The sequence below is a fragment of the Maribacter sp. Hel_I_7 genome (assembly GCF_000688315.1).
Taxonomy (GTDB): domain Bacteria; phylum Bacteroidota; class Bacteroidia; order Flavobacteriales; family Flavobacteriaceae; genus Maribacter; species Maribacter stanieri.
In genome coordinates, this window is sequence record NZ_JHZW01000002.1 from 1,506,959 (window position 1) to 1,521,009 (window position 14,051).

At 34.5% G+C, this 14,051-nt stretch carries 12 protein-coding genes; 9 read left to right on the forward strand and 3 right to left on the reverse strand.

Features of this window, described 5'->3' with window-relative positions; all coding sequences use genetic code 11:
* The first annotated feature begins 40 nt into the window (after positions 1-40).
* Positions 41-532, forward strand: a complete 492-nt coding sequence (locus tag P178_RS0108110) for a DinB family protein (protein ID WP_231500519.1) — start codon at positions 41-43, stop codon at positions 530-532.
* Between the two features lie 2 nt (positions 533-534).
* Here the strand turns inward: P178_RS0108110 and P178_RS0108115 are convergent, their stop codons facing one another.
* Positions 535-1,278: a DUF3298 and DUF4163 domain-containing protein gene (locus P178_RS0108115; RefSeq protein WP_027065751.1), complete on the reverse strand. Its 744-nt coding sequence runs from the start codon at positions 1,276-1,278 to the stop codon at positions 535-537.
* Between the two features lie 84 nt (positions 1,279-1,362).
* On the opposite strand from P178_RS0108115, the gene P178_RS0108120 reads away from it, so the two are divergent.
* The 4 genes from P178_RS0108120 to P178_RS0108135 all read left to right on the forward strand — a co-directional run bounded on the left by P178_RS0108120 (position 1,363) and on the right by P178_RS0108135 (position 7,272).
* Positions 1,363-2,517, forward strand: coding sequence for a cystathionine gamma-synthase (locus P178_RS0108120; protein ID WP_027065752.1), 1,155 nt, complete (start codon positions 1,363-1,365; stop codon positions 2,515-2,517).
* Between the two features lie 160 nt (positions 2,518-2,677).
* Entirely contained in the window at positions 2,678-4,021 is a 1,344-nt protein-coding gene (gdhA, locus tag P178_RS0108125) for an NADP-specific glutamate dehydrogenase (protein WP_027065753.1), read from the forward strand.
* A 118-nt stretch (positions 4,022-4,139) separates the two neighbouring features.
* Positions 4,140-4,868, forward strand: a complete 729-nt coding sequence (gene recO / locus P178_RS0108130; protein WP_027065754.1) for a DNA repair protein RecO — start codon at positions 4,140-4,142, stop codon at positions 4,866-4,868.
* Complete coding sequence (locus P178_RS0108135) at positions 4,843-7,272, forward strand: TonB-dependent receptor plug domain-containing protein (RefSeq protein WP_081819406.1); 2,430 nt, start codon at positions 4,843-4,845, stop codon at positions 7,270-7,272. Before recO ends, P178_RS0108135 begins: the two co-directional genes overlap by 26 nt.
* Positions 7,273-7,326: 54 nt before the next feature.
* Here P178_RS0108135 and P178_RS0108140 read toward each other — a convergent pair whose 3' ends face one another.
* On the reverse strand, positions 7,327-7,731 hold the full coding sequence (locus P178_RS0108140) for a hypothetical protein (RefSeq protein ID WP_027065756.1): 405 nt from the start codon (positions 7,729-7,731) through the stop codon (positions 7,327-7,329).
* A gap of 188 nt (positions 7,732-7,919) precedes the next feature.
* On the opposite strand from P178_RS0108140, the gene ileS reads away from it, so the two are divergent.
* The 4 genes from ileS to P178_RS0108160 are packed head-to-tail and all read left to right on the forward strand — an operon-like array spanning position 7,920 to position 13,069.
* Positions 7,920-11,318, forward strand: coding sequence for an isoleucine--tRNA ligase (gene ileS, locus P178_RS0108145; protein WP_027065757.1), 3,399 nt, complete (start codon positions 7,920-7,922; stop codon positions 11,316-11,318).
* Positions 11,319-11,321: 3 nt separating this feature from the next.
* Positions 11,322-11,705 carry a TraR/DksA family transcriptional regulator gene (locus P178_RS0108150; protein WP_027065758.1) on the forward strand — a complete coding sequence of 128 codons (384 nt, stop codon included), beginning with the start codon at positions 11,322-11,324 and terminating at the stop codon, positions 11,703-11,705.
* A 38-nt stretch (positions 11,706-11,743) separates the two neighbouring features.
* Positions 11,744-12,364 (forward strand): hypothetical protein, encoded by a 621-nt coding sequence (locus P178_RS0108155; RefSeq protein WP_036145907.1) that lies wholly within the window; start codon positions 11,744-11,746, stop codon positions 12,362-12,364.
* A 33-nt stretch (positions 12,365-12,397) separates the two neighbouring features.
* Positions 12,398-13,069: a lipoprotein signal peptidase gene (locus P178_RS0108160; RefSeq protein ID WP_027065760.1), complete on the forward strand. Its 672-nt coding sequence runs from the start codon at positions 12,398-12,400 to the stop codon at positions 13,067-13,069.
* On the opposite strand, the gene P178_RS0108165 is transcribed toward P178_RS0108160, so the two are convergent.
* Positions 13,048-13,617, reverse strand: coding sequence for a 5-formyltetrahydrofolate cyclo-ligase (locus P178_RS0108165; protein WP_027065761.1), 570 nt, complete (start codon positions 13,615-13,617; stop codon positions 13,048-13,050). The genes P178_RS0108160 and P178_RS0108165 overlap by 22 nt on opposite strands.
* Positions 13,618-14,051 lie beyond the last annotated feature (434 nt).

A 14,051-nucleotide genomic window follows, 5' to 3' on the forward strand; every position in this document is an offset into this window, starting at 1 on the left:
AAACGATGTTAGGAGTACAAAGAAACTTAAATATCATTAAATGTGCTACTTTTACAATGCATTTAAATGTGAAATGATGACAGAGAATATTTTTGAAGTAATGTTACAAAATCGTAGAAATCTACATGCGATATTAACAAAAACACCAAAAGAAAAATTACTTAAAATACCAGAAGGATTTAATAATAATGTTTATTGGAATATTGCGCATACCGTAGTTACACAACAAATTCTGATATATAAATTCAGTGGTTTACAAATGCGTGTGCCAGATGATTTGATTTCGAAATTTAGTAAAGGAACTGTTCCAGATGGTACTGCCTCAGATGAGGAAATCATGAAGGTTGCAGATTTTTTGATTTCAACGGCAGAATGGCTTATTGAAGATTATAATACTGCGCTTTTTCAAACTTTTAATGAGTATACCACAAGTGCTCGTGTAACCCTTAGAAATGTAGAGGATGCCATAGCTTTTAATTTATTTCATGAAGGATTACATATTGGGCAAATATCTTTGTTGCTAAAGCAGTAGTGCTATGGTTTTTGTGGAAAGTTTAAAAAGGGATTTGCATCTGTGTAGGGTATGGTCAAAATAATTGGACCATCTGCAAAAGATGCTATTTCGTATGGTTCATAGAATAGAATTAATCCGTTTTCAGTATATCCAATATTGTCGGGTAAGTAAAAACTTTCGGTTTCAAACATAAAACCAGTATCGTTAATAGAGCCTGTTGCAGGTATATTTTCTTGTTTTCTAAATAAGGTTTCGGCAAAAGATTTGAAACCATCTATGTCTTTGAATAAGTTTTCTTGGTATAATTCTGAGCCCTTTACTTTGTCAAAGTTTAAATAGCGGTTAGTGCCGTAGCCATGTGCTCCACCGGTATAAATATATGATTGTATTTCAATGGTAATTATTTCTTCATTTTCGTGAGTAATAGTGCCTTCGATATTAGCTTCCCATGGCATAGATTCCTCAGGAAATTTTCCGTTTAGTTCTTCGTAATCAAAAACGAAAGCTTTTTTAGCATCTTCAAGATTTTGGGCATTGCTTTCTTCATCAAAATTTAACAAAGCTATTATTTCTCCTTCTAAAGCAGAATTAATGGTTTCACTTAGTTTGGTATTGCCTTTAGCATTAGGGATTTCTATGGTTACCGTAGTACAGTTTTCACAAGAATCAGTAGCAATTGTTAATGGTTCAAAAGAAAGAGTGTTCTTATTATTGCAGGCAAAAAGAAGAATACAGATGATAAGACAGGTAAACTTGGACTTCATGGAAAAATTAGATTTAGTGTAAAAATACAGCTTCATTGTATACCCCAAAACATAACGATACATTTGTATGATAAATACTTTAATATGGCTGCAAAAGACATAAAGTTTAATACAAAGACAATACACGGTGGTCAACAACCAGATGAAGCCTATGGGGCGGTAATGCCTCCTATTTATCAAACTTCTACATATGCACAGACTACACCAGGTGGGCATAAGGGGTATGAGTATTCTCGTAGTGCTAACCCTACAAGAACTGCCTTAGAAAATTCATTGGCAAGCATAGAAGGTGGTGAGTTTGGTTTGGCTTTTGGTAGTGGGTTAGCGGCAATAGATGCAGTAATGAAATTATTAAAACCAGGTGACGAAGTAATTTCAACCAATGACCTGTATGGTGGGTCTTATAGAATTTTTAAAAAGATTTTTGAAAACTTTGGTATAGTATTTCATTTTGTAGGTATGCAAAGTGCGGATGCAATTCAAGATAAAATCAATTCCAAAACAAAGTTGATTTGGGTAGAAACACCTACTAACCCTATGATGAATATTATAGATATAAAAGCGGTAGCCAAATTGATTAAGGATAAGGATATTCTCTTAGCGGTAGATAATACTTTTGCCACTCCTTATTTACAGTTACCATTAGAGTTGGGTGCAGACATTGTTATGCATTCGGCAACTAAATATCTTGGGGGTCATAGTGATACTGTTGTTGGTGCACTAATAGTTAAGGAGAAGAAATTAGCAGATAGGCTTTATTTTATTCAAAATGCAAGTGGTGCCGTTTGTGGACCAATGGATAGCTTTTTAGTATTTAGAAGTATTAAAACATTACATGTGCGTATGCAACGCCATTGTGAAAATGGAAGAGCAATAGCAGAATATTTAAAAAGTAACCCAAAGGTTGAAAAAGTATATTGGCCTGGTTTTGAAGACCATCCCAATCATAAAGTTGCAAAAGAGCAAATGAAAGATTTTGGGGGTATGATTTCTTTCGTGCCCAAAGGAAGTAGTTATAACGATACAATTAAGATTGTAGAGCGGCTACGCATATTTACATTAGCAGAGTCTTTGGGTGGGGTAGAAAGCTTAGCAGGTCATCCGGCAAGTATGACCCATGCAAGTATTCCAAAAGAGGAACGACTAAAAAGTGGAATAGTAGATTCGTTAATTAGATTGAGTGTTGGTATTGAAGATGTTAATGATTTAATAGCAGATTTAGAGCAAGCGATAGGATAATTGCCTAAATGTTAAATTATGTGTAGTAAGAATAGGTAGTTTGTTGCCAAAACAACAATTTTTATCGATTTTTAAAAAAATAAGCAATCAAATTACACAAATAGCATAATTTTGACGTTATATTTTGAAATCAATAATTTAAATAAGTGTAAATAGCTTTATGGAGAATAAAATAAAAGCATTTATGGATGAGGTTATCGCCAGAAACGGTCACGAACCAGAATTCATACAAGCGGTGCAAGAAGTTGCAGAAACTGTTATACCATATATTGCAAATCAAGACATATATAATGGTAAGAACATTCTTTTAAGAATGGTTGAGCCAGAGCGTTTAATCTCTTTTAGAGTTGCGTGGGTAGATGATGACGGTGAAATACATGTAAACCGTGGTTATAGAATACAAATGAATTCGGCCATAGGTCCATATAAAGGTGGTTTACGTTTTCACCCAACCGTAAATGCTAGTATACTTAAATTCTTAGCTTTTGAGCAAGTATTTAAAAATAGCCTTACAACACTGCCAATGGGTGGTGGTAAAGGTGGTTCTGATTTTGATCCAAAAGGAAAATCTGATGATGAGGTAATGCGTTTTTGCCATGCTTTTATGTTAGAATTAAATAGACATATTGGTCCTAATACAGATGTGCCTGCTGGTGATATAGGTGTTGGTGCTCGTGAAATTGGGTTCCTTTTTGGTATGTACAAAAAGATACGTAACGAGTTTACCGGGGTATTAACTGGTAAAGGGCTTTCTTGGGGTGGTTCTAAAATTAGACCAGAAGCAACAGGTTATGGTACCGTATATTTTGCACAAAGTATGTTGAAGACCAAAAACGAAAGTTTTGATGGTAAAACGGTAGTTATATCTGGTTCAGGAAACGTTGCGCAATTTGCAGCTGAAAAAGCTATTGTATTAGGTGCAAAAGTGGTAACACTTTCAGATTCTAGTGGGTATATTTATGATAAAGATGGCATTAATGATGAGAAGCTAGCTTTTGTAATGGATCTTAAAAACAACAGAAGAGGACGTATTTCTGAATATACAGATAAGTATACTTCTGCAGAATTTCACGCGGGTAAAACTCCTTGGGATGTTAAATGTGATATCGCATTACCATGTGCCACTCAAAACGAGTTGAATCAACAAGATGCTAAGAATCTATTGAGTAATGGATGTATGTGTGTTGCAGAAGGTGCAAATATGCCTTGTGATACAGATGCTGTTCATGAATTCAACAATGCAAAAATATTGTTTGCACCAGGTAAAGCATCTAATGCTGGTGGTGTAGCAACATCAGGTTTAGAAATGTCTCAGAATTCACTAAGAATTAGTTGGACACGTGAAGAGGTTGATGAGCGTTTAAAAGATATTATGGAAGATATTCATGATTCTTGTATTGAATATGGTAAAGAAGAAGATGGTTTCTGTAACTACGTAAAAGGAGCCAATATTGCAGGTTTCGTTAAAGTTGCCGATGCTATGTTAGCACAAGGGGTTATTTAGTATTAAATATATCTTTTTTATATATAATGCGAGGTTCTATTATGAAACCTCGCATTTTTTTATACCCTTTCGTCACCAAGCTTCAATCAACTATCTTTGTTGAAATAGATGTTATAATATGCAGGTAACGACAAAGGCGATAGTATTTTCTGCAATTAAATATGGCGACACAAGTCTCATTGTAAAAGCCTTTACAGCATCAGACGGTATTAAATCTTATTTGTTAAGAGGAGTTTTAGCTTCAAAAAAAGGGAAATTAAAGTCAGCCTATTTTCAGCCTTTAACGCAATTAGAAATTGTAGCGAACCATAAAAACAAAGGTACTTTAGAGACGATAAAAGAAGCAAAGGTGTCTTATCATTACCAAACACTTTATGCAGATATGGCTAAAAATGCCATGACATTATTTTTAGCAGAGCTTTTAGGCAATAGTATTCGAGAAGAGGAACAGAATGAGGATTTATTCGAATATCTTATAGCATCGTTACAATGGTTGGATATGAATAAAGATGTGGCTAATTTTCATCTGTATTTTATGTTGTCATTAACTCGGTTTTTAGGTTTTTATCCAGATGTATATCAGATAGATAAGCCGTATTTTGATTTGTTAGAAGGTGAGTTTGTAGCTATAGAATCATTGAATCCGATTCTTAGGGGAGAAAATATTTATTATTTCAAGACCTTCTTGGGCATAAATTTTGATGCAATGCATACCGTAAAGATGAAAAAAACCAATCGCCAAGAATTACTTAAATCCTTAATACTTTATTTTGAATTACACTTACAAGGATTCAGGAAACCAAAGTCGCTTGCCGTTTTAAATGAAGTTTTCAATACATATGTATAAGTATCTGTTTGTAGCACTTTTTTTATGTAGCACTTTTGTTAGTGCCCAGCAAATAACTGTTTTAGACGCGGATAGTGGTGAGGAGATTACCAATGTTGCCGTATTTAACAAAGACAAGTCTAAAATTGCATTAACGAATTTTGACGGTGTTTTTGATGCAGCTGTCTTTATGGATAAAGAGCGCATTACCTTAAAGCATATTGGTTATCAAGAATTTAAAACAACCAGGCTACAATTACAGAGACAAGGTCATAAGGCTTTCTTGATTATGAAAGCGCAGCAATTGGATGAAGTGGTTATGTCGGTTTCTAAATGGGAGCAGCAAAAACGAGATATTCCAAATAGAATAATTTCTCTTGATGCCAGGTCAATTGCCTTTACTACACCGCAGACGGCTGCAGATTTACTTCAGAATAGTGGTAAAGTATTTGTTCAAAAAAGCCAAATGGGTGGTGGTAGCCCTATGATTAGGGGCTTCGCTACAAATAGATTGTTATTGACAGTAGATGGAGTACGTATGAACAATGCGATATTTAGAGGAGGTAATGTGCAAAATGTAATATCAATAGACCCTTTTACCATTAAAAATACAGAGGTAATATTTGGTCCTGGATCGGTTATTTATGGGAGCGATGCTATTGGTGGGGTAATGAATTTCTATACGAACAAACCCATGTTGTCCCAGAATGATAGTCTTTTAGTGCATGGAAATGCCAACTATAGGTTTGCCTCTGCCAATATGGAGAATACGGTACATGCAGATATTAATTTAGGAAAGAAGACATGGTCGTCATTAACCAGTATTACTTATAATAACTTTAATGATTTGAGAATGGGTGCCCATGGTCCTGATTCTTATTTAAGAAATACGTTGGTTCGCACGGTAAATGGAGTTGATGAATTGGTGGAGAATAATTCACCAAAGAAGCAAGTGCCAACCGGTTACGATCAAATTAATCTAATGCAGAAATTTCTATATAAACCAAATGCTAAGTGGGATTTAAATTTAGGTGCATATTACACTGAAACTTCAGACTATTCTAGATATGATCGTTTAATTAGACCAACGAGCGATGGTTTGGGCTTGCGCTCTGCAGAATGGTATTATGGACCGCAAAAATGGTTTATGGGTAATGCTCAATTACAGAAAAAGGGAGATGGTAAAGTATACGACGGTTTAAAATTAGGCTTGGCATATCAACATTTTGAAGAAAGCAGAATTAATAGGGATTTTCAAGATGAAGTAAGAAATACGACCAAAGAAAAAGTAGATGCAGTAAACTTTACTGTAGATTTCGAAAATAAAAAATTAGGTGATTTTAGGCTTTATTATGGTAGTGAGTATATCTACAATAAAATTGGATCCACCGGTTTTGATTTGAATATCAATACTAATGAAAGAACCGCGGCGGCATCGCGATATCCAGATGATTCATCATGGCAAAGTTTGGCAGGTTATGTAAATGGGGAATACAAGGCAAAACCAAATTTTACAATAATGTCTGGTTTGCGTTACAGTCACGTATGGGTCGATGCAATTTTTGATGATACTTTTTATGGCTTTCCATTTGAAACAGCAGATTTAAGTACGGGAGCATTGACCGGTAGTATAGGTTTTAGCTGGTTTCCTAGAGCAAATCTCCAGGTTACACTAAACGGGTCAACCGGTTTTAGAGCTCCAAATATTGACGATGTTGGTAAAATTTTCGATTCAGAGCCAGGTTCTGTTGTTGTACCAAATACAGATTTAGAACCTGAGTATGCATATAATGCTGAAGTAGGAGTTCAGCGAAATATAAATGATAAGATTATTTTAAAAGGTACTGCTTATTATACCTATTTAGTAGATGCTTTGGTGCGTAGAGATTTTAGTTTCAATGGTTTCTCAGAAATAGAATATGGTGGTGAATTAAGTAATGTACAAGCCATTCAAAATGCAGCGAAAGCATATGTTTATGGATTTGAATTTGGAGTAGAAGCATATTTGACTGAGCAGTGGTCGTTATCTTCTAATTTAACGTTGACGGAAGGTATAGAAGAAGAAGATGACGGTACGGAAACACCTGCAAGACATGCGGCACCAACTTTTGGAGATTTTCATTTGGTATGGAAAAATCAAGGGCTGCGCACAGATTTGTTTATGAATTACAATGAGGAAATAGCAAATGATGATTTGGCAATGTCAGAGCAATCAAAAGAGTATATCTATGCGGTAGATGAAAATGGAAACCCATATGCACCATCATGGTATACTTTAAATTTTCGCTCTCAGTATGATATTACAAACCGTTTTAAGGTAACAGGCAGTTTAGAAAATTTTACCGATCAGCGATATAGAACATATTCTTCTGGTATAGTAGCGCCGGGAATAAATTTAATTATTGGTGTAGGTTATAATTTTTAAATAAAAAGACCCGCTATTAACGGGTCTCTTATAATTATAAAAAAAAGGTTATTGTTAGTGTTTAACCGCCTTCTTTACTTCGTCAGCTTTTTTTGCTGCTTGATCAGCTGCATCGTTAGCTGCTTTTTTTACATCATTACCTGCTTCTTTAGCAGCATCCATAGTATCCTCACCTGCTTTTTTAGCGGCATCAATACCTTCTTGACCAGCTTCCTTTACTGATTCAGCAGCATCTTCAGCAGCATCCATTGCATTTTCGCTTGCTTCTTTAGCAGCATCCATTGCACCTTCGCCAGCTTCTTCTAAATCTTGACCTGCTTCTTTTAACTCTTCTCCTGCATTTTCTAAAGCAGCGCCAGCTTCTTCAGTTGCAGATTTAGCTTTGTCGGCAGCATCTCTACATGAAACAGACATACTAAGTGCTAAAATTGCTAATGATCCTAAAATTACTTTTTTCATTTGTGTAAACGTTTAATGGTTAATTGTTCGGAGTTATATACGTAGAAATTTAACTTTTGGATGTTTAGCAGGTTAATAATTCATTTATTACATGGTTTAGAGGCATTTCAATGCTATTAATACGCTCCTTTTTGACCAAAATTTTATAATTTTGCAGCCTTTAAATCCCAGTACAATAAGCATTTCGTATGAAGTTCACAGAATATCAAGGATTGAATTTACCAAAGGTCGCAGAAGAAATACTTGACTACTGGTCAAAGAATGCCATTTTTGAGAAAAGTATTTCTTCCCGTGAGGGTAAGGATAGTTATGTATTCTATGAAGGTCCGCCGTCTGCAAATGGTATGCCTGGTATACATCATGTAATGGCTAGAACCATAAAGGATATTTTCCCTAGGTATAAGACCATGAAAGGCTTTCAAGTAAAACGTAAAGCTGGTTGGGATACGCATGGTCTTCCAATAGAACTTGGAGTTGAAAAAGAACTGGGTATTACAAAAGAAGATATCGGAGTAAAGATTTCGGTTGAAGAATATAATGCTGCTTGTAAGAAAGCGGTTATGAGATATACGGATGTTTGGAATTCAATGACCGAACAAGTAGGGTATTGGGTAGATATGGAGGATCCGTACATTACCTACAAATCTAAATACATGGAAACCGTTTGGTGGCTGTTAAAGCAAATCTATTCAAAAGGTTTGATTTATAAAGGCTACACCATACAACCATATTCACCAAAAGCAGGTACAGGTTTAAGTTCTCATGAGTTAAACCAACCGGGTACGTACCAGGATGTTACAGATACTACGGTAACTGCACAGTTTAAAGCTGTAGAAGAAACATTGCCAGATTTTTTGCAGAACGAAGGCACTATTTATTTCTTGGCTTGGACTACCACACCGTGGACTCTTCCTTCTAATACGGCACTAACTGTAGGTTCTAAAATAGATTATGTATTAGTTGAGTCTTATAACCAATATACTTTTGAACCCATGAACGTTATTCTTGCCAAAAACTTGGTAGGTAAGCAGTTCTCAGGAAAGTTCAATGAAGTTTCAGATAAATCTGAATTGCTTGAATACACTTCTGGTGATAAAAAAATCCCTTTTTATGTTGTAAAAGAGTTTAAGGGTAAAGACTTATTAGGTATTAGGTATGAGCAGTTGTTAGATTATGTGCTTCCGTATGAAAATGCTGAAAATGCTTTTAGAATAATAGCTGGTGATTTCGTTACAACAGAAGATGGTACCGGAATAGTGCATACGGCACCTACTTTTGGTGCAGATGATGCTTTTGTAGCTAAACAAGCAGTACCGGAAATTCCGCCAATGCTAGTATTGGATGAAAACGCAAACTTGGTTCCTTTGGTCGATTTGCAAGGTAAGTTTAGACCTGAATTAAAAGAATTAGGTGGTAAGTATGTTAAGAACGAGTACTATGAAGATGGCGAAGCTCCAGAACGTTCTATAGATGTTGAAATTGCCATTAAATTAAAAGAAGAGAACAAAGCCTTTAAGGTAGAAAAATATGTACACAGTTACCCTAACTGTTGGCGTACGGACAAACCAATTCTATATTATCCATTAGATTCTTGGTTCATTAAAGTAACTGATGTAAAAGATCAGATGTTTGAGTTGAACAAAACCATTAACTGGAAACCAAAAGCAACAGGTGAAGGTAGATTTGGAAATTGGTTGGCAAACGCCAATGACTGGAATTTGTCTCGTTCAAGATATTGGGGTATTCCATTACCAATTTGGAGAACGGAAGATGGTAAGGAAGAAATAATCATTGGTTCTGTTGCGGAATTAAAATCTGAAATGAAAAAGGCTGTTGAGGCTGGAGTTTTAGAAAAGGATATTTATGCAGATTTCGTAGTGGACGATATGTCTGAAGAGAACTATGATAAAATAGATTTACATAAAAATATTGTTGACCAAATTACATTAGTTTCGGCTTCAGGTAAGCCGATGAAACGAGAAAGTGATTTGATCGATGTTTGGTTTGATAGTGGTTCTATGCCTTATGCCCAGTGGCATTACCCATTTGAAAATAAAGAGTTGATAGATGAAGGAAAGACATTTCCTGCAGATTTTATTGCAGAGGGTGTGGATCAAACTCGTGGTTGGTTCTACACATTGCACGCTATAGCAACAATGGTATTTGACTCGGTCGCATATAAGAACGTAGTATCTAATGGTCTGGTTTTAGATAAAGATGGTAAGAAAATGTCTAAGCGATTGGGCAATGCCGTAGATCCTTTTGAGACAATGAACGCTCATGGTGCAGATGCCACAAGATGGTATATGATTAGCAATGCCAACCCCTGGGACAACTTAAAATTTGACACAGAAGGTATAGCAGAGGTTAAGCGTAAGTTTTTTGGAACCTTATATAATACGTATTCGTTTTTTGGTCTATATGCAAACTTAGACAAGTTTACATATGCCGAGGAAGACGTGCCAATGGCTCAACGTACAGAGATTGACCGTTGGATTTTGTCAGAATTGAATTCGTTAATAAAGATTGTAGACACGGCTTATGAAGAATATGAGCCTACCAAGGCAGCGAGAGCAATATCAGATTTCGTTCAAGAGAACTTAAGTAACTGGTATGTACGTTTGTGCAGAAGACGTTTCTGGAAAGGGGAATATGCTCAAGATAAAATTGCGGCTTATCAAACTTTGTATACCTGTTTAGATGTAGTTGCTAAATTGTCGGCACCGATTGCTCCGTTTTTTATGGATCGTCTGTATTTAGATTTAAATAAAGCAACCGTGAAAAAAGGATTTGAAAGTGTTCATTTGGCAGATTTCCCCGTAGCAGATGAAACCTTGATAGATACAAGCTTAGAGGTTAAAATGGAGAAAGCACAGACAATTTCGTCTTTGGTATTATCTATTCGCCAAAAAGAGAAGATAAAAGTACGTCAACCATTGCAGAAAATTATGATTCCTGTTCTAGATAATAAGGACAGAGAAGAAATTGAAGCAGTATCAGAATTAATAAAATCTGAAGTTAACGTTAAGGAAATTCAATTGCTAGATGATGCATCTGGAATATTGGTAAAACGTATTAAGCCGAATTTCAAGACTTTAGGTCCAAAATTCGGAAAGGAAATGAAGCAAATTGCTCAAGTTGTTAACGGGTTTACTCAGAATGACATCCAAAAAATTGAGCAGGATGGCGAATTAACAATCGAATTAAATAATAAAAGTATTACTTTACAGTTACAAGATGTAGAAATCTCTTCGCAAGATATTGAAGGATGGATGGTGGCAACTTCGGGAAAATTAACCGTTGCTTTAGATGTTACCATCAATGAGGAATTAAGGAATGAAGGTGTTGCAAGGGAATTAGTGAATAGAATTCAAAACATAAGAAAAGATTCTGGTTTTGAAGTAACTGATAAGATTACCGTTAAAATTTTAAAAGACGGTTTTGTTGAAGTAGCTGTTCAGAATAATATTGAGTATATTAAAACGGAGACTTTAACAGCAGAATTGGTTTTTGAAGAAAAATTGGACGAAGGTGTTGAAATTACTTTTGACGAGGTGAACACAAAATTGTTTATTGAAAAACATTAAGAGATGGCAGAAGATTTAAAAGTGAGGTATTCTGACAAAGATTTGGCAGAATTTAAGGTATTGATCGAAGAGAAAATAGAAAAGGCTAAAAGTCATTTAGAGCTATTAAAAAGTGCTTATATGAATGATGGTAATAATGGTACAGATGATACATCGCCTACCTTTAAAGCTTTTGAAGAAGGTTCTGAAACAATGAGTAAAGAAGCTAATACGCAATTGGCTATTAGACAAGAAAAATTTATTCGTGATCTTAAGAATGCAATGCTACGTATAGAAAATAAAACATATGGCATTTGTCGTGTTACAGGAAAACTAATCAACAAAGAACGGTTAAAACTTGTGCCGCATGCCACGCTTAGTATTGAAGCTAAGAATATGCAATCATAATTAAAACGCCTTTAGGGGCGTTTTTTAATAGCTATATTTTGAAGAAGTGTTTACTGTATTTTCTGCTATTGCTTTGTTTGGGGCTTAATGCCCAAAAGAAAATTTACAATAAAATATTAGCAGATCATATAGGCTTAATACAAATAGATGCTACCAATTGCTACGTTGTAGAAGTGCATACTAGCTTAGGGAACGAGATTAGCGTAGAGGCAGAAATAGAAGGCGAGTATAGTCAAGATTTAGGTTTAGAGATTGTAACAAATGGTAATACATTGATTATAGAAACAGGTTTTACACCAAGTTTTGAAAATCCTAATGATAAATTAAGTGCACATAAAGTAATTTCTATTTTGTTGAGGTTGAACATGCCTGTACATAAAAAGTTAGAAATCTTCGGTACTAATTCTAGAGTTGTCATAGATGGAGTATATAAAGAGCTTAACGTGTCCTTATCTGATGGCACTTGCTTGTTGAATAATGTAGATGCAGATGCTACGGTTAAATCGCAGAGTGGTAATATAAAAGTAGTCTCTGAGTCAGCTCAAATTAACGCTACAAGTAAATATGGCAAAGTATCTTTTAATTCTATTCCCTATGGAACATCTACTTATACATTAGAAACTGTTACCGGAAATATAGATCTTAGTAAAACCGAATAATATTTATATTTTTGCGCTCATTGATTAAAGCCCATGAACATTAAAAAATCTGTACTATTTATTTTATTGATATTAATAATTGATCAATGGAGTAAAATTTATATAAAGACCCATTTTGTGTTGGGAGAATCTGTTGAAGTGTTTAACTGGTTTAAAATTCTTTTCATTGAAAATGAAGGAGCCGCCTGGGGAGCAAAGCTAAGTGATGTCTTACCTATATCAGATAATATAGGAAAACTAGTACTGACCGTTTTTAGGTTATTTGCAATTTTTGGCATTGGCTATTGGCTTTTTGATGTTATTAAGAAAAAAGCATCCAATACTTTGATTTGGGCAGTTTCATTAATATTTGCGGGAGCTTTGGGGAATATTTTAGATTCAGTCTTCTACGGTGCAATTTTCAATGAAAGTTATAATGAAGTAGCAACGCTCTTTTCTGATGAGCCATATGGTAAATTGTTTTATGGTAAAGTAGTGGATATGTTATATTTCCCAATGGTAGATTCTACGTGGCCCTCTTGGATGCCTATGGTAGGAGGTCAGAATTTTAGATTTTTTGAACCAGTATTCAATATTGCAGATACAGCAATAAGTACAGGTGTTGGTATTCTACTTGTTTTCAATAAACGTGCTTTTAACAAAGAGGAAGAAGCTGCTGTTGAAGCAAATGAAACTTTGCAAGATCAAGAAGTTCTAAAAGAGTAGGTCTTATAAGGGGTAACACAATAGTCTAACGGTATATCTGTTGGTGCAATATCATCTATTTTTACCTCAGCTTCAAAAAATGATAGACCTATTTTTATGACATCTTTTCTACAATCTTTAAGAAAACGATCATAGTATCCTTTGCCGTATCCTATTCTATTTCCTGATCCATCAAAAGCTAAAAGCGGAATAAATACTACATCTAGTTTGCTAGTTTCAATGGTAATGCCATCAACAGGTTCAGGTATATTTAAATTATTGGTTGTAAACTTTGTATTGTCAGTAAGTAGAAAGTGTTCTAGTTGAGTAGGTGAAATAACTTTTGGGACAATTACATTTTTATCTAAACCAAGAAGTATAGATATAATGCCTTCTGTATCTATTTCAGTCTTTTGCTCAATTGGTAGAAAAATATGGAAATATTGATTATTCCAAATTGGCAATTGCAAAACTGAATTTGCAATTGCAATACTTTTAGATGATAATTCTCGGGTAGATAGGGAACTACGTAGTCGAGAATATTTTATGCGTAAATCTTTCTTCAGCATAGTGAAGAGAGTATAATGATATTATTTATCAAATTATTCTTTACCTGCAACAGCAAAAAATACCTTAAAAAATAACATTAAAATAAGATAAGTTCCCAAGGTGATGATATAACTGTCCATAGTCTTTGTTTTTTGTAAATGAGCCAATAATCGTTGTTGTTGAGTTAAAAATAGGTAAAATAATTAATACACTATCCTTGAAATGCACTTTTTTCTCGTTGAAATGCACTTTTTTATAATAAAATTAACATTATGGTATATATTCCGCAACATTTATTAATCTAATCGACTGAAAATCAATAAATTAATTGTATCAAGATTTAAACACATTATTAATGTTATAATTTAACGTTGGTAATTTTATTTAATTGTCAATTTCAGATTAATAAAAATATCAGATTCGTAAACTGTAATTATGGTTTTAGCATTAATAA